General features: G+C 40.4%; 19 protein-coding genes and 1 pseudogene. 9 read left to right on the forward strand and 11 right to left on the reverse strand.

All coding sequences use genetic code 11. The features are described from left to right. Window positions 1-183: 183 nt before the first annotated feature. Window positions 184-315, reverse strand: a complete 132-nt coding sequence (locus HWQ38_RS13860) for a hypothetical protein (protein WP_292794398.1) — start codon at window positions 313-315, stop codon at window positions 184-186. A gap of 69 nt (window positions 316-384) precedes the next feature. Here HWQ38_RS13860 and HWQ38_RS13865 point away from each other — a divergent pair. Both HWQ38_RS13865 and HWQ38_RS13870 read left to right on the forward strand, forming a co-directional pair. Beyond that, window positions 385-681 (forward strand): annotated as a pseudogene (locus HWQ38_RS13865) (barstar family protein); the annotation flags it as partial. Window positions 682-734: 53 nt separating this feature from the next. Then, window positions 735-1,178, forward strand: coding sequence for an Imm30 family immunity protein (locus tag HWQ38_RS13870; protein WP_292794400.1), 444 nt, complete (start codon window positions 735-737; stop codon window positions 1,176-1,178). 272 nt (window positions 1,179-1,450) lie between these two features. On the opposite strand, the gene HWQ38_RS13875 is transcribed toward HWQ38_RS13870, so the two are convergent. The 3 genes from HWQ38_RS13875 to HWQ38_RS13885 all read right to left on the reverse strand — a co-directional run bounded on the left by HWQ38_RS13875 (window position 1,451) and on the right by HWQ38_RS13885 (window position 4,382). Continuing rightward, the gene (locus HWQ38_RS13875) at window positions 1,451-1,699 is read right to left on the reverse strand and encodes a hypothetical protein (protein WP_292794403.1); all 249 of its coding nucleotides are present in this window, start codon (window positions 1,697-1,699) and stop codon (window positions 1,451-1,453) included. Between the two features lie 191 nt (window positions 1,700-1,890). After that, window positions 1,891-2,052, reverse strand: a complete 162-nt coding sequence (locus tag HWQ38_RS13880; protein WP_292794406.1) for a hypothetical protein — start codon at window positions 2,050-2,052, stop codon at window positions 1,891-1,893. A 674-nt stretch (window positions 2,053-2,726) separates the two neighbouring features. After that, entirely contained in the window at window positions 2,727-4,382 is a 1,656-nt protein-coding gene (locus HWQ38_RS13885) for a Ppx/GppA phosphatase family protein (RefSeq protein WP_292794408.1), read from the reverse strand. 268 nt (window positions 4,383-4,650) lie between these two features. Here HWQ38_RS13885 and HWQ38_RS13890 point away from each other — a divergent pair, with 268 nt between their 5' ends. Continuing rightward, window positions 4,651-5,538 carry a 4-hydroxybenzoate solanesyltransferase gene (locus HWQ38_RS13890; protein ID WP_292794411.1) on the forward strand — a complete coding sequence of 296 codons (888 nt, stop codon included), beginning with the start codon at window positions 4,651-4,653 and terminating at the stop codon, window positions 5,536-5,538. A 168-nt stretch (window positions 5,539-5,706) separates the two neighbouring features. Further along, window positions 5,707-6,474 carry a thioredoxin domain-containing protein gene (locus HWQ38_RS13895; RefSeq protein WP_292794413.1) on the forward strand — a complete coding sequence of 256 codons (768 nt, stop codon included), beginning with the start codon at window positions 5,707-5,709 and terminating at the stop codon, window positions 6,472-6,474. A 189-nt stretch (window positions 6,475-6,663) separates the two neighbouring features. Here HWQ38_RS13895 and HWQ38_RS13900 read toward each other — a convergent pair whose 3' ends face one another. From HWQ38_RS13900 to HWQ38_RS13910, 3 genes are all read right to left on the reverse strand, one after another. Continuing rightward, window positions 6,664-7,329 (reverse strand): glutathione S-transferase family protein, encoded by a 666-nt coding sequence (locus HWQ38_RS13900; protein WP_292794416.1) that lies wholly within the window; start codon window positions 7,327-7,329, stop codon window positions 6,664-6,666. A 68-nt stretch (window positions 7,330-7,397) separates the two neighbouring features. Then, window positions 7,398-7,841, reverse strand: a complete 444-nt coding sequence (locus tag HWQ38_RS13905; protein WP_292794419.1) for a thioesterase family protein — start codon at window positions 7,839-7,841, stop codon at window positions 7,398-7,400. A gap of 59 nt (window positions 7,842-7,900) precedes the next feature. Then, on the reverse strand, window positions 7,901-8,488 hold the full coding sequence (locus tag HWQ38_RS13910; RefSeq protein WP_292794421.1) for a TetR/AcrR family transcriptional regulator: 588 nt from the start codon (window positions 8,486-8,488) through the stop codon (window positions 7,901-7,903). A gap of 625 nt (window positions 8,489-9,113) precedes the next feature. Between HWQ38_RS13910 and HWQ38_RS13915 the strand changes: the two genes are divergently transcribed. Next, window positions 9,114-9,911 carry a sulfite exporter TauE/SafE family protein gene (locus HWQ38_RS13915; protein ID WP_292794423.1) on the forward strand — a complete coding sequence of 266 codons (798 nt, stop codon included), beginning with the start codon at window positions 9,114-9,116 and terminating at the stop codon, window positions 9,909-9,911. A 43-nt stretch (window positions 9,912-9,954) separates the two neighbouring features. Here the strand turns inward: HWQ38_RS13915 and HWQ38_RS13920 are convergent, their stop codons facing one another. Then, window positions 9,955-10,617, reverse strand: coding sequence for a cadmium resistance transporter (locus HWQ38_RS13920; protein WP_292794425.1), 663 nt, complete (start codon window positions 10,615-10,617; stop codon window positions 9,955-9,957). 176 nt (window positions 10,618-10,793) lie between these two features. Here HWQ38_RS13920 and HWQ38_RS13925 point away from each other — a divergent pair, with 176 nt between their 5' ends. Beyond that, window positions 10,794-11,504 carry a cadmium resistance transporter gene (locus HWQ38_RS13925; protein ID WP_292794427.1) on the forward strand — a complete coding sequence of 237 codons (711 nt, stop codon included), beginning with the start codon at window positions 10,794-10,796 and terminating at the stop codon, window positions 11,502-11,504. Between the two features lie 166 nt (window positions 11,505-11,670). Here HWQ38_RS13925 and cysK read toward each other — a convergent pair whose 3' ends face one another. Both cysK and HWQ38_RS13935 read right to left on the reverse strand, forming a co-directional pair. Continuing rightward, the gene (gene cysK, locus HWQ38_RS13930) at window positions 11,671-12,633 is read right to left on the reverse strand and encodes a cysteine synthase A (protein ID WP_292794429.1); all 963 of its coding nucleotides are present in this window, start codon (window positions 12,631-12,633) and stop codon (window positions 11,671-11,673) included. Window positions 12,634-12,651: 18 nt separating this feature from the next. Then, window positions 12,652-13,134, reverse strand: a complete 483-nt coding sequence (locus HWQ38_RS13935; protein ID WP_292794438.1) for an Rrf2 family transcriptional regulator — start codon at window positions 13,132-13,134, stop codon at window positions 12,652-12,654. A gap of 161 nt (window positions 13,135-13,295) precedes the next feature. On the opposite strand from HWQ38_RS13935, the gene cysE reads away from it, so the two are divergent. Together cysE and HWQ38_RS13945 are read left to right on the forward strand one after the other, a co-directional pair. Continuing rightward, window positions 13,296-14,075 (forward strand): serine O-acetyltransferase, encoded by a 780-nt coding sequence (gene cysE / locus HWQ38_RS13940; protein ID WP_292794440.1) that lies wholly within the window; start codon window positions 13,296-13,298, stop codon window positions 14,073-14,075. Window positions 14,076-14,282: 207 nt separating this feature from the next. Further along, entirely contained in the window at window positions 14,283-14,873 is a 591-nt protein-coding gene (locus HWQ38_RS13945) for a Crp/Fnr family transcriptional regulator (protein WP_292794431.1), read from the forward strand. Between the two features lie 113 nt (window positions 14,874-14,986). Here the strand turns inward: HWQ38_RS13945 and HWQ38_RS13950 are convergent, their stop codons facing one another. Beyond that, entirely contained in the window at window positions 14,987-15,631 is a 645-nt protein-coding gene (locus tag HWQ38_RS13950) for an NIL domain-containing protein (protein WP_292794433.1), read from the reverse strand. 407 nt (window positions 15,632-16,038) lie between these two features. Between HWQ38_RS13950 and HWQ38_RS13955 the strand changes: the two genes are divergently transcribed. After that, complete coding sequence (locus HWQ38_RS13955; RefSeq protein WP_292794436.1) at window positions 16,039-16,464, forward strand: hypothetical protein; 426 nt, start codon at window positions 16,039-16,041, stop codon at window positions 16,462-16,464. Window positions 16,465-16,503 lie beyond the last annotated feature (39 nt).

The following is a 16,503-nucleotide window of genomic DNA, read 5'->3' on the forward strand; positions in this document are numbered from 1 at the left end:
TTCATTGGTTTGAGGAGATGATGTCATGTTGACTATTTTAGGCTTTTTAGAGTTAGTGTAATTAAATATGTAAAGTTTTGTATTAGGATTCAACATTTCTGCAAGTAGCAATACAGCTACTTCATCACTAATTAAGCCAACTCAATCTAACGTTCCTCAACCAGCAGCTTCTACATCTCACATTCAACCTGTAATAAACCAACTACCAATAACACCTACCGCTACAACTACTTCAAATTTGGGTAAGAAGGTTTTACTAGTGGTTATTGTTGGGATTGGATTATTTTTTTGTTTGGTTGGTGGTTTCATGGCCATGGTTCTTTGGTCTTATTTTGTAGTGTGTTTCTTTAGTTTGCTTTTAATCGTAAATATGGTAAAAAATTTAATAGCAAACAAACATTTTTAAGTAAAGCTGCTGAAGCAATGCAATTTCCTACATACTTTGGTGCAAACTGGGATGCTTTTGATGAATGTATCACCGATTTAACATGGTGTCCGGCTGAGAAATACGTCATATTGTATGACGATGCTGATATCTTTGCTCAAGCTGAACCGACACAGTACCAAATAGCAGTGGATATTTTAAATTCAGCCAAAGAATACTGGGAGAGTTGTGAAAATGTGCGATGTCCAGATCCCCGACTTCTTCGAGAAGTCGGGGATCTAATTTTTCACGAATGATTTAGGATTGCTATAACTTGGCAAGGTATTTTTGATAAAGTAGGTTGAAACCCATGAATCAAAACAATCTATTGGCAATTTTAAGAGAAAATCGCTTGATGCAAACTCAACAGCAAGTTACCGACTTTGAAAATGCTTTAGCTGAAATAGCTGATAATCCTGATGAGCAAAATTTATCTGCATATCATCTTGTTTTAGATGATCAATGTCAACAACCAGAAGTGATGTTCAGCTTAATTCATTTTCTCGAATCTTTTGATATAGAAGAACAAATTGCGGCTTTTATTAAAGTTGTACCCCAATTAATGATCAATGCACCTGAATGGACAAAAATCATTCATGACAGGATTTTAAATGATGATTCAGCTTGCCAAGTTTATCAAAAAGTTTTACACTCAGCTAATTTGAACACACCTCATTTTCTCTATCATCTCTTGGAAGAAAGTATTGTAAATAAACTAAAAATTAAAGAAAGTTTGTCCAGTATAACTCAATAAATATTAAACTACTTTGGCGATCAAACTCAGATTAAATTCTGAGCAGTACTAGATGACGCAGTTTTTTAGTTTATAAGTGGAAAAGCCTACGAAAGACCTAACCCCCTAGCCCTCTTCCCGACACGAGAAGGGGGAAAATTCAAAGTCTCTGACGCCACATGCTTCAAGTCGGCAGAGCCGCCCAACGCAGTGGCTCCTCCTTGTAGGAGAGAGATTTAGAGAGAGGTTTTCCAGATCCGGTGAGAAGTCAGTTAAATCATTCACCTCTGAATTTACCTCGCTTCATTGTCTGCATCCAATTCACGTCGATATTCTTCTATATATTCCAGCATTTCATCAAATTGCGGATCATCCTTGAACATACCAGCTATTTTCAACCAAGGATTTTCTACTTTGGGCGCTTCAATTTCTAAAGTCACAATTTTGGCTGTTTTTAACCGAGTTTGCAAACTTTCACTGAGTTTCTCTATTGCTTCCGTTTCCGTATTTCCTAAACCTTGACAATCTGGTAAAACTAACAATATTGCTTTGACTGTGCCATCTGGTTGATTTTAAATTAGCACATCATAAGTTAACTTTGGTGCAGTTATTGGAGAGGTACTTTTTACAGCTAAATTCATAATACTTTTATCTTTCAACTTTTATATTGATTATAACATTAGTCAATAACTATAGAAATACTATTTGATTTTTAAAATCTTGCTCCCTCTCCTTACCAAGGAGAGGGTTGGGGTGAGGTTTTACAAGGCTTTTTACACTCATTGAGATGCTCCCCTGTTGCACTAACACTACCATCTTGTTCGTATTCAATCAGCACATCGTAACTTAACTTAGGTGCAATTTTAGCAGGGGAAGTTGTCACTGATAAATTCATCAGATTTTTTACCTCAAGCTTTGATATCGATCATACCTCCCCAAGCTGAGGAATTCTCACAATAATCAAATACAAGCTATATGCTGAGAGGATGTTTGGAAAGTCTCAAAATTTTTACTTAAAAACCTCACTTCAATTCCTCTCTGCGACACGCAGAGATGCTTTAAAACCCCCTCTTCACTCGTAGGGAAGGGGGGCTGGGGAGTTAGTAGGTTTCTAAGACTTTTGGATAATAAACAATACTTTTCAAATATCCTCTGAAGCCTGAGTATTCTCCAGTGCAGAAAACCAAGCAATTGAGGCTGCTTTATTGATTATATAAGGATACCTAAGTTTTCCCGGCTTAGATATCCAATAGCAACATAACCTATATTAAATAGATTGTTAACTCTATTCTAATTACTAGTTTTTATTTTTAAATCCCTCTTAGGACAGTTTATAAATTGATCCTTAAATAAAATGCAAAAATTAGCTAGGAAGTTTACTTGAATTTTGAAACCCTATTGAAATAAAAATCTTGTTCTATAATAGGGTATTTTTAGTGACCAGATAATATACATCTGATTTTTACCTCAAGTTTTTATATTGAGCCTAACTTCTAAAGCTGATGAATTATCACAATCAGGAAACATATATGTGCAGGGGCGTTAAAGCAGTGTAACGCACCCTACTTTCTAAGACAAGTTAGCAACGCTAGACTTTTCTAAAGTCGCAACTAATTTCACTCCAAATTCTTCCTCAAACACTCCTTTTTTATAATCTAAACTCCAGAGTTCTAAAGCACAATCATCATCAGATTTAGATGGGAAAATTAGCAGATTACACTGCCTCAATTGGGGATAACACTCACATTGAACTTGAGCGATCGCACCAATTTGTCGTCGATCTAATGCCACTGCCAATCTTAAAATCGCACTCAATTGACTAACAATTTGTCGCTGGTCTTTAGTCAGCAAATTCTGGTAATCTTCATGTTTTTTCTTGGGCGGCGATTTGCGATGATAACGCGCTAAATTCGCAATGATTTCAATCTCGGTTTCTGTATAACCGAGTAATTCACCATTGCGAATTAGGTAATAAGAGTGCTTGTGGTGAGACGAATGGCTAATATAATGACCGCAATTGTGTAATATTGCAGCTACCCACAGTAGTTGTCGCTCGTCGGCTCCCCAGTGGTGTAGGATACCTTGAGTTTGATCAAATAAACTCTGGGCAAATTTGGCGACGCGATCGCCATATTCTAAGTTAACGTGGTATTTATTAGCGAGTTTTAAAACATTCCGTTCCCGAACTGAACTTTGGTAACGCAGCTTATCTTCAATTAAACCGTGGGTTAGCATCCAGTCTACAATTACGCCTTCCCTCAGAGAACGCTCACAAACTGTTACCGATTCACTACCCAAGAGGGTGATTGCTTCCTGTAATATCACTGCACCAGCGAGTATAACTTCAGCCCGCTTATCTGGCATACCGGGAATTGCAGCCCTTTCTGAGTTACTCAGTTTCCGCAAGCGATTTACCAACTCTCGCAAGTCTTTAAGACTGAACTGGTAGCCATTGAGAGTGGAAGGAATAACACTCGACTTTTCCCGTGCATGAATCATCGCCAGGGTTTCAATTGTGCCAGAGGTACCCACCAAACGCGGAGATTCCCCAAGTTCGAGGTTTGCTAGTACCTCATCCACGGAACGTTCTAACATCCCGCGTGCATAGGCTTGCAGCTGGTGAAACTCAGTGTTGCTGATCGGATCGGTAGTGATTAATTCGCTAGTGAGTCGTACTGCACCGACTTTGGTACTAGTGAGAGTACGCGGTTCATTACTGTCGCCCAAAATCAACTCTGTGGAACCACCGCCAATATCAATAATCATGTGGGGCTGGTTGTTAAATTCCATCCCCGACAGCACGCCAAGATAGATTCGTCGCGCTTCTTCTTGACCAGAAATCAAGTCAACACTTAAACCCAACTCTGTTTCTATTCTGTACAAAAAATCTTTACCATTTGGGGCTTCCCGCACAGCACTAGTTGCCACAGCAATGATTGTTTCAGCATTGATAGTTTTGGCAACTTCTTGGAAGCGTCCTAAAGCAGCGATCGCCGATTTAATTATCTCCGGTTTGAGTTCTCCTGTAGTAAGATTGCGATCGCCTAGTCTCACGGTTTCTTTTTCTCTGGCGATAATGCTGAAAGCTGGTAGTGTGGGGTCAATCTTGACTACTACCATGTGTAGAGAATTTGTTCCCAGGTCAATGGCAGCAATAATCCGATGTTGGTTAGGTGGTTGAGTTGGAACACTCTCCCAGCTAGCCGAAGCTACTAAATTCAGCATCTAGTTCTCTCTCTTTATAAGAAATGATGGCAAACGGTGGTATATCGCGGTAGCTGGCACTGATATTTATTGCAATACACTTGCTGAGAAATTGACCGTTGGTCGAGGGTAACTGAGCTAAGTATATTCACCCTAATGTTTCTAACCGTAGTGACTATTTAAAGATATTTAAGTTTGCCACTTTGGGTTATGTTTTTACAAATAACAAATAAGGTTATTCTATAAAAGATGTGTGAATTTATCTATCTAAAGTTATTTATTGATTTATATGTTAACGACGCCAGAACGCCCCCAGTCACCAGTTTGGCTAGTAATTATCCGGCTTTTGCGATGGCATAAACCAGAAGGACGGTTAATTTTAATGATTCCTGCACTTTGGGCTGTGTTTTTGGCAGCGTCTGGGAAACCGCCTTTACCTCTGGTTGGTGTGATTATTTTGGGGACTCTGGCCACGAGTGCGGCGGGGTGTGTTGTCAATGATTTGTGGGATCGCGATATTGATCCACAAGTGGAGAGAACACGCGATCGCCCCCTGGCTTCTCGCGCCCTGTCTGTGAAAGTTGGGATTGTAGTTGCGATCGTCTCGCTAGCATGTGCAGCAATCCTAGCCTTTTATCTTAACCCCCTGAGTTTCTGGTTATGTGTGGCGGCAGTGCCGGTAATTCTGCTGTATCCAGGTGCAAAACGAGTGTTTCCCGTACCGCAGCTGGTACTTTCCATAGCTTGGGGTTTTGGGGTATTGATTAGCTGGAGTGCAGTCACACAAACCATTTCCCAACCAACTTGGTTACTTTGGGGTGCGACTGTATTATGGACATTGGGATTTGATACTCTTTATGCTATGAGCGACAAAGAAGACGATCGCCGCATTGGTGTTAATTCTAGCGCTCTATTTTTTGGGAATTATGCCCCTGTAGCCATTGGAATTTTCTTTGCTGGCACCATCTTGTTATTGGCTTGGTTAGGTGTACTCATACATCTACACTTAGCCTTCTGGATTAGTCTTGCAGTTGCTACTATCGGATGGATTTGGCAGTCTCTGCGATTAACAAAGCAAGACTTACCTAACCCTGTTTATAGTGAGATGTTTCGGCAAAACGTGTGGATTGGTTTTATTTTACTTGCTGGGATGATTGCCGGATCTTTTAACAACTAAAAAGTAATGTATATAGGACTTACGCAAAACTACACGCGCTCAGGGACAATTCATGTAGAGGAAGGCTGACCGCAGGGTATTGTCCCTACCTAAAAATCAGGGTTTAGGTTATTGTTTGCGTAAGTTGTGGTATAGAATCCCCTTGAAGAAGTATTTATGAGTTTTTGTATGGCTACATTATTTGATTGGTTTAGTCCCTTATTTCAGTATCTGCGTATTTGGACAGCAATCGGTCTGCTATGTTTAGTTGTCACTTGGTCATTTCCTGCACAAGCTGCCAACACGATTGATCCGCAGTTGGAACAGCAAGTATTACAAATTATCCGGGAACATCCAGAGGTACTTATTGAGTCTGTTCAAGCCTATCAGCAGCAACAACAACAGAAAGTAAAACAAGTACAACAAACATTTTTAGAGGATTTTAAGAAAAATCCTCAAACAGTGATTGGTAAGTCTCCCACCACAGGTTCAACTCAATCAAAAACTGTGCTAATAGAATTTTCCGATTTTCAATGTCCCTATTGTGCTGAGGCGCATAAAACCTTGAAAGAATTGTTAGCAAAGTATCCAGATAAACTAAGATTAGTTTACAAGAATTTACCTCTCATTTCAATTCATTCTGAGGCATTGCCAGCTGCGACAGCAGCTTGGGCGGCATATCAGCAGGGCAAATTTTGGGAATATCATGATGCGCTATTTACTAATCAAAAGCAACTAGGTGAAGCGTTATATTTAGATATTGCTAAAAAACTGAATCTGAATTTGGGTAAATTTAAACGCGATCTCACTCTTGCCACTCCCGCAATTAAGAATGATATCCAGCTAGCTGAGAAATTGGCTGTTCCTGGCACACCTTTCTTTGTAATTAATAGTCCAAGTTTTTCAGGAGTAGTGCAGCTAGAAGACATCAAAAGCATATTGGCTGATGGTAAGTAAATTGTTGTAAGGAGTAGCTGATGAGGAGTGATGAGGATAAATTTTCCTCCCTCCTCATGTTCATAAAGATATGACCATTTCAGTGGTGATACCAATTTTTGAGATTGCTATAGAGTTTACTTGATTCGTTAGCGATCGCAATTACTTCTTGATATCCCGCCTCAACACTCACAAACTCGCTAATTCTTGCTATTTGTTCTTATTCGCTTTACGCCTACGCAACCTCACTAAAGCTCTAACTCGCCCTTTAAATGCTTCAAATTCTTCGCTGCTCAATTTGGTTTTCTGCCATGCTGGACGTTGCATTAAGCGCTCAGACCATTCATTTAGCCTGGGGTAATCACTGAGATTAACACCTAAATTAGGTAATGAAAGTACACCTATTCCCGCAACGATATCTGCTAAAGTTAACTGGTGACTACCAAAAAAACTGCGATCGCCAAGCACTTGTGTAAAAAATTTCAGTACCTTATCTATATGCTGTTTTGCTTGTGCAGCTTGTGGTGAATCTTCACTTTCATAAATTAGTGAAATCACTTGTGGAAATAATTCATTAGCACTGACTAATTGCACCATCCTTACCTTTGCTAACGCCTGAGGCTCAGAAGGTAACATTACAGGTGTAGGATATTTACTTTCTAAATAGTCCATAATTGCCAGTGATTCTACAACTCGAAAACCCTGATCTACCACAACCGGAATGTGATGAAAGGGGTTAATTGTCGAAAACTCTGGTTGTAATTGATCCCCATCCAAATTCATCAAAACTGATTCAAAGGGTATCTCCTTTTCCAGTAAGGTGAGCCACACACGACGAGCATTTGGCGAGATCGGATTGTAGTAAAATTTCAGCATGGTGAATCATTGATAAATAAAACCGTTCAGTCTGAAAGTAGTTAAAAAAATTTCAGCTTTTACCAAATTCAAATTTCCTGAGTCACTTGCTGACACTGGAAATATTTATTTTGCAATTCTTCTGGAATTTTAATAGGACGACCATTGTGCAAACTAATAAAACCACCTTTTTGTGTCGCCACTGCTGCTAACTCATTATTAGATAAAATTTCAGCTTGCACAGTCCACTTCAACCGTCCTAAATTACTCAGCCATAAACGTCCAATTACTTGATCAATAATCCTTATCGGACGTTTATATTCAATTTCCGTTCCAGCTAGAATCGGTGTATATCCTTGCTCAATTTGTTGATTGAGTTGCCAATGTTCATCTAAAAACTTTAAACGTAAATCCTCTAGCCATCTGATATACACAATATTACTCACGATTCCCATAAAGTCAATGTCATAAGTTTTTACAGGAATTGCTAATACTACTTCTAATGGTCTATGCAAATTATTATTTACTAGCATTATTTATCTGGATAAATTATTTTTTAATACTGCTCGGCCTGTAAAAGAGGAAAATAAATTTAAAGGTGAGTTTCCAAGTATTCATTCAAGTGATTAATTACCCTGTGCATATGAATTGAATCTCCATAAAGTTTGCTCATCATTACCGCTCCTTCAAGCGTTGCAATTATGATAGTAGCGATTTCATCAGCACTCACTTCTGGGCGAATTTCACCCTTTTCAATTCCGGTTTCAATAATTCGACGAATCAGATGCAGCCAAGAGTTCATCGCCTGTTGAGCGCGTTCTCGCAACCCCGGATGAGCATCATCACTCTCCACAGCAGTATTCAGCAGTGGACACCCTCCCTTGATAGGTGGATTTTCTGCGAAGCTACTAAATACGCCAATGATTGCTTGCAGGCGTTCTACTGCGTGGCGTTTACTTCGCAATGCAAATCTAGTATGCTGCTTGATGCAAGCGATCGCAAAGTCAAAAGCCTGTAGCGCTAGATCATCTTTGCTTTGAAAGTGATTGTAAATTCCTCCTTTCTGCAATCCAGTCACACGCATAATGTCTGACATCGATGAGCCTGCATACCCCTGTTGGTTAAACAGTTCGGCTGCTTGGTAGAGAATTCTGCTTTTTGTTTCTTCGCCTTTGGACATTACAGCTATTTTTAGAGTAGTTTATTGAATTGAAAATTGCTGTAAATCAAATATTACCGACCGAATGGTCTGATTTAAAATATCATAATAGTAGCTTGAAAGTCAAGGTTTTTTTAGCATTAGACATAGGAGTGAAAAAGAATGTAGAGACGTAGCACTGCGACGTCTCTACAAGGGCTCTGGGTAATGCATATTTTCTGGAGATGTGTATTGTAATCAGTTCACGGCGTTGCCCAATTGCAGTATGAATCCAGTCTAGAGATGTGATATCTCTTTTCTACAAGGTTTTGAATTATCCCTATGGTTATTAAATTGTAGGTAATTTTTTTAACAACCAGTCCTCAGAAGTTTAACCGACTGCGGTGTATTATCCAGAGAATCTAGCGATATACAACGCGAATACGCTGGACGTTTGATCATGCTTACAAGTAAAATACGGTAAGTGCATCGCCTTACGTGCTTTTATATCTCAAGCCCCAGAAAAACCAGTTAGAAGTTGAGTTTAGCAGAGCAACTGACCCATAAGCAGTTATCAAAGTCTATTTCAGCTAAATGCCAGTTGTCATGCTAACAAAAACTTCCAGACAGGTTTTCAGTTGTCTAGGAATCCTCTGCCCCAAAGAGTATGCACTATTTATTACTACCCCTCTTAAGCTTTTTTGTTGGCATCATCGTTGGTTTGACAGGAATTGGCGGAGCCTCTCTCATTACCCCAATGTTGATTTTTGTTTTTCAGGTTCCGCCTTCCATCGCTGTGAGTTCTGATGTTGTAGCTGCCACATTGATGAAGATTGTTGGTAGCGTCAAGCATTGGGAACAGAAAACCCTTGACACAGAAGTTGTCAAATGGTTGGCATTTGGGAGTGTTCCAGGCTCACTGTTTGGGGTAGGAATTTTGCACTTCATTAAACGTACCGGTGAGTACAACCTGGATAACATCTTGCTCCGTTTGCTTGGCGGGATGATTTTGCTAGTCACAGTGTTAGCACTAGTGCAATTGTTGTTATTGACTTTTTTCCCTAAATTTAATTTACCCGAACTGCCAAAGTTAGACTTAGAAACTAATTTTGGTCGCTTCCTAACAATCACTTTGGGAGCAATTTTAGGCTGTTTAGTTGGTCTAACTAGCGTCTCTTCAGGTTCAATGTTTGCCCTAGTGCTGATTGGGTTCTTCCGCCTTGATGCACGGAAGTTAGTGGGTACAGATATTTCACACGCAGCAATTTTACTACTGTTTACAGCCCTCGGTCATCTCAGTCTGGGAACAGTTGATTGGAGTCTGGTACTACCTATATGGCTAGGCTCTGTTCCAGGGGTGTTAGTAGGCGCTAAAATCTGCCAAGTAGCTCCGCAACGCCCACTACGGTTTATTATTTATGCCATCTTGATGATGGTGAGTTGGAAATTAGTTCATCAGGTATGACCAATTTGAGATTTTCAATTCCAAATCCAGCATTCAACACTGATTAACTTCTCACCCAAGGTAGTAGAGTAAATGTACCTCGTTCATACATAATGAACAGACCCAAGCCAATTAACACAAAAGGTATGACAGCTTGACCGTAGCGACTTAAAATATCAGCAATGGTAGGTTGACGGCTTAAAAAATAAGCGATCGCACACCAAACCCCTACCATGACAAAAAATATACTTAGAATGACTCCCAAGCTGGCAAGATCATGACCAGCGAATAAAGGGATATATATACTAATATTGTCACCGCCATTAGCGATCGTTATTGCTGCTACTTTATAAGTTTGGGGGTGCAAAACACTCAAAATAAAAGATAATACCGGGTTAGTAGGTGTAGACTGATTAAAATCAATGCTGACTGTCTGAACTGTTATAGTTTCTTCTTTTCTAAATACTAATTGCTGAATACCAATTGCTATTGGTAGCAGTCCTAACAATCCTATCCATTCTCGCTGTACGACCAAGCCACCAAAAAATCCTGGTAAGCTAGCGATGATAAGGGCTGTAAAACCCAGATATTGACCGAGTAAGATATGCCGGGGGCGAAAATTAACATTTACCTGTGAAAAAAATATTAACAAAATAATGATGTCATCTATGTTAGTGGCTATGAAGGCAATTATCCCTTCACTAAAGGCTGTCCCTAACTTACTCATGCTGGATTTTTATAACCTACGATTTATCACCATACCAAATTAACCTTATAGCAGTCCTATCTGATTTGTGAAAATCGCAAGGCTCAGATCCCGGACTTCTCTAAGAAGTCCGGGATCTCATTGTTCAGGAATGATTTAGGATTGCTACAAAACCATATCTATGTTTCTCTTAAAATATGAACGAGTTACTTACTGCAATAACTACAGGGGCGATCGCGTTCATTGCCACTAACATTGATGATATTGTCATTATATTGTTGTTTTTTTCTCAAATAAATGCTAGCTTTCGCCCCCGGCATATAGTTGCTGGTCAGTTTTTAGGTTTTACGGTTCTGTTAATCCTTAGTCTTCCTGGTTTATTTGGTGGGTTAGTTTTGTCAAAAAGCTGGATTGGATTACTTGGTTTACTACCAATGTCCATAGGTATCGGTAGCTTAGTAAATCGGGAAGAAGATTCATCAAAAGAAGTCGTAGATGTAACAGAAGAAGCTGAAGCACCAACAATTGCTAGTTTTTTTTCTCCCCAAACTTATAGCGTGGCAGCCGTTACAATTGCCAATGGTAGCGATAATATTAGTGTCTATGTGCCTTTATTTGCTAGCAGCAACTTAGAGACTTTTTTAGTAATTATCGGAATATTCTTTCTATTATTAGGAGTTTGGTGCTACGCTGCATACAAATTGACTAACAACAGAGTCATAGCTGATGTATTGACTCGCTACGTTAATATTTTTGTGCCTTTTGTCCTGATAGGGTTAGGCGCTTTTATTGTATTAAAAAGTGAAGCTTTGAGCTTAATAAAGCTAGCTGCTAGTTGTTTCTGTTTGATGATTTTGGTGAAAAATAATCAAAGTGTCGATGAAATTAGCGAAAATTATAATAGATAACAAAGCCAATTTTAGATTTTGATTTAGATGAAAAATCTAAAATCCAAAATTAGTATAGCGGTTCTCGCTTGAGTGAGGTATAAGAACCCCACCCCCAACCCCCTAAGAGCAAGCGAGGAGGGGGCTAAGATATACCTCATGTGATTAGGAAATGCTATATATGGAATCAAACTTTACTCAACCACTCATTCTCCTCTGGGTCTTTGAACAGTGAGGTACTGAGGTAGCGTTCGCCGAAGCTAGGCTGGATCATGACGATGAGGCGACCGGCATTTTCTGGACGTTGTGCCACTTGAATAGCCGCGTATAAAGCAGCGCCAGTAGAAATCCCCGATAGCAATCCTTCTTCTTTTGCTAGGCGACGGCTGTAAGCGATCGCTTGCTCATCTGCTACCTGAATCACTTCATCTACCAGTTCTGGACGATAAATTGCGGGGATAAATCCCGCGCCGATACCTTGGATTTTGTGAGGCCCCGATTTCCCGCCTATTAATACCGGACTGTTGCTTGGTTCAACTGCGATCGCTTGAAAACTCGGCTTCCGTCCTTTAATAACTTCTGCAACTCCGGTAATCGTCCCACCAGTACCCACTCCCGCCACGAGAATATCTACTTTTCCATCGGTATCATCCCAAATTTCTTCGGCTGTGGTTTCGGCGTGAACTTTCGGGTTAGCAGGGTTGCGGAACTGCTGCAACATATAAGCATTGGGCGTTTGAGCTAAAATCTGTTCTGCACGACCGATTGCTCCTCGCATCCCTTCTACCCCTGGCGTTAACTCTAGTTGAGCGCCATAAGCTTTGAGCATCAATCGTCTTTCCTGGCTCATTGTGTCAGGCATCGTTAGAATAAGATCATAACCCTTAGCGGCCGCCACCATCGCCAGCGCAATTCCTGTATTCCCAGAAGTCGGCTCTACTAAAACGGTTTTTCCAGGGTGAATCAAGCCTGCTTCTTCTGCCGCTTCCACCATACTCGCGCCAATCCGGTCTTTTACAGAAGATGCTGGGTTCATGCTTTCTAGCTTCACCACAATCTGAGCAACCGCTCCCGACGCTTGGGGAATCTTGTTTAATTGAACTAAAGGAGTTCGTCCGATTAACTCTGTGATATCTTTCGCTATCCGCATGTGAATACTCCGTCGTGTCTAAATATAATACATCGGACTCTGCTGTGCGCGAGTTTCTCTTTCCTGGCACAAGTCTTGGAGTGTATAACGACCCAAAACTTCAATTGAGGCAGCGTTAGCTTGCTCCCAAACTTCATAAACCAGAGTCTTTTCCAGAGTGCAAGAGTCAGAGATATCTTTCTCTTTCCGCTCGCCTTCAACCAAAATAACAATTTCCAGTATTGTAATCTGCCAAGGTTCACGAACTAAAACGAAACCTCCTTTAGAGCCGCGTTGACTCTGCACTATACCAGCACGCCGGAGGTTGGTCAAAATTTGTTCCAGATAGCGCTCAGGTATAGTTTGCTTGGCAGTGATCTCGCTCATGGTTAAAGGAAGTTTTTTCCCGTGGTGGCTTGCCAGTTCTAAGAGTGCCAGCAGCGCGTATTCCACTTTGGAAGACAAATCCAAGAGAGCATAGTTTTGGCTATTCAAGACTGTACTCAATATACTACGGTGAATTGAGGGACTTCTCGCAGTTGATGCGAAATTAATTTTTTCCAAGTGTGGAATGTGATAGCATCCCACTTATTACCCACATAAACACTATACTGTATCGATTTACCGTAGATTCTTATCTGAGACAATTCCCATGAAGACCTGATCTTTTTGTGGGAATTATCCTGAGTTTCTGTTTTCAGAGCCTCACTTACCAACGAAAATCCCAACAGAGTATGCTACTAACTGATTTGCGAACCATTTTTGAGCGTGACCCAGCAGCCCGTAACTGGCTAGAAGTATTGTTCTGTTATCCTGGACTTCATGCCCTAGTGTTTCATCGATTGGCACACTGGCTGCATAAAATGGGAATTCCCTTCATACCTAGATTTATCTCTCATATTAGTCGGTTTTTAACCGGGATTGAAATCCATCCTGGGGCATTAATTGGCCAGGGTGTTTTTATTGACCACGGTATGGGAGTAGTGATTGGTGAGACAGCGATAGTGGGTGATTATGCCCTAATTTATCAAGGTGTCACCCTTGGCGGGACTGGGAAAGAAACCGGCAAACGCCATCCTACTTTAGGCTCTCATGTAGTTGTAGGAACGGGTGCAAAGGTCTTGGGAAATATTCAAATAGGCGATCGCGTCCGTATTGGAGCCGGTTCTGTGGTGCTGCGAGATGTACCCAGTAACACTACTGTAGTTGGGATTCCAGGGCGCGTGACTCGTCAGAACAACTTACCCACCAATGTTCTGGATCATGATAAAGTACGCGACGTAGAAGCTGAAGTAATCCGCGCTTTATTTGAACGCGTCAAGGCTCTAGAGAAACAGTTTGAGCAGTTGTCAGATCAATCAAGCTTGTCCCCAACTGAGCTTGGCGACGAACCAACCGACAACCCTAAAAGCAAAAATTCTGATGGGATAATTGAAGATTTTCTTGATGGTGCGGGAATTTAGAAAATGGGCATGGGGCATGGGGCATGAAGAAGAGACAAGGGAGACAAGGAAGAGGGGGGAGACAAAGGAGAGACTTGTTCAATAATTCCCCCTTGTCCCCCTTGTCTCCCCACTCCCCACTCCCCTCTTTAAAATACCCATAGCCTCTTAGAACCTGATATAAATATAATACTACGGTTAATTTATCGGAGAATAGTGCTATATAATATGGTGTCTTCCTACACAAGCTTGTCTAGTTTAAGCAGTAATAATACTAAGCAACTTTTTGGCCGTAGGTCATTTATGCCAGAACATCAAAACCGCCTTTGGAAGATTGAAACGGGTTTTGTTCGGACTTTTACCTATCTTGAAGATGGTACAACCGTCGCTCTGGGATTGTGGGGTCCAGGAGATATCGTTGGTAGGGCTTTGTCAAAATTAGAACCTTATCAGATGGAATGCCTAACTAAAGTAGAGGCGACAAACTTACCCTTAGAGGAATGGACTCAACTAACAGAAACTCTACTTGCCCATATCCAACAGGCTCAAGAATTGATGATCATTCGTAGCCATAAAAAAGTGGATACTATGCTGATCAAACTGTTAGCATGGTTATCCAAAAAGTTTGGTTCGGAAGTTGAGAAGGGACGTTTAATAGATATGCGTCTGACTCATGAAGACCTAGCCGAAATGGTCGGTTCAACTCGTGTGACTATCACTCGTGTTCTTGGGCAGTTTGAGCAAGAGGGCTTGATTGCTCGTCTTTCCCTGCATCGAATTGTCCTGCGAGAAGAAGAAATTTGGTACTATGAAATTTAGATGATTTCAGTAAAACTAGCGATCGCCCTCAGCATAATTCATAATTACCCTACTAATAAATTTGATGGCTCAAAAAATTATGAATTATGAATTACGAATTATGAATTATTTGGTTAGCGATCGCTATAAACGCTAGACAAATCCACCCAAATCGGTAGCCCCAGTTTTTCTAAATAACTCAGGCTAGAGTAGAGTTGCTTTGTTCTCCCCCACAAATCCAAGTCAAACCAACCGTCATCTTGGGTATCGGGTTGAAGTCTAGCACTGGTGATATTGACTGTTAGTCCATAACCAGAAACTAACTCCGAAATCACCGGTTCTTGATAATAGGATTTTAAAACGCACAGTTGCAAGCGTAATCGATTGGTTTGACCCAGAGAAATCCATTGCTGGAATTGTTCTTGCCATTGATTTGTCAGGGATGCAGAGTCTTTAGGACTCAGTTTGCTAGCTGGGTTTGGGAAAGGTAAAGAGTGCTGGTTGGGTTGAATGTGGTTAGCGATCGCTAGTTCTAGCAAATTTACGCCCAATCCTTGCAAGTAAGATAGGCTATTTGTCAGTCTTTGGGGATTTCCAGAAAGTTCCAAATCAAACCAGCCGTCGCTGTCACTCTCTGATGTCAGGGATGCAGCTTTGATATTTACGGTTAAACCATAACGAGATACCAGTCGGGAAATTACAGGTTGCCTGTGATAGCACTGAGGCACGAGAATACGGCTGTGGACTGAAGCGGGTTCTACAGATTTACTCTGAGACATCAGATTAATTCCCAATAGCGATGTCTAGGTTGGGCTGCGCCTACACAATTTTGGGGTTCGGCAGAGAATCTTGCTGATCTCGTGCCCCTACAACTCAATTGTGTCTGCTTGAATGTCAGCCTCATAGAGATTTTCATATTTTCGGCTGTTATGAAACTACGGTAATTCTACCGATTTAATGAATTTAATTGTAATTGTAAAAAAAAATATCACAAAATTTGCAAAAACACAATGAGTAAATTCACGTAAAATTAAACTCAGGCGATCGCTTTAATCCTTACCAAGCGAAGCGATTAAAGGGTTCCCGAAGTCAGGTTAGGGGATGTTTTAAGAATTTTGTTAGATTTTAAATCATAGTGGGCATACTGCAAGTATCAAGTAAATAGCACCAAAATAGGCAAAACAGTATGTTCACGACACAGCCGCAAGAAGAAATTACATCATTGAAGCAAAATTTAAGACGTGAAATCAAAAAACTATTAGGTGCTTCAGGCATCAATAACCTAAATTCAAAGCTAGAAAGATTAGAACAAATTGAGAAAATTCTTAGTATAGATGAATATAAAATTACTATTGGTAAAGTAAAAAATACAGCCATCTGTCATCTTTTTAAGCTAATTAGCGACTTCAAAGTTTCCAAGACAATTAATGGCAAAACTAAAAATGTAACCGAAACTAAAAAGTTACTCTCAAGGGGTTCAGGCAGAACTACTACATGGGAAGTAATTATTAAAGCATCTGAAAAAACTTACAGAGAGATAGAGCCTTATACAGTTGATGAGATGGAAAATCTTATTTTTGATTTCTGCAATTCTTACTGGAGTTTAGACTAAGCAATAAGAAACGACCCAGCAAAGCTGAGTTGAAAAAAA

The organism is Nostoc sp. NMS7 (genome assembly GCF_017115085.1).
In the GTDB taxonomy this organism is placed as follows: domain Bacteria; phylum Cyanobacteriota; class Cyanobacteriia; order Cyanobacteriales; family Nostocaceae; genus Nostoc.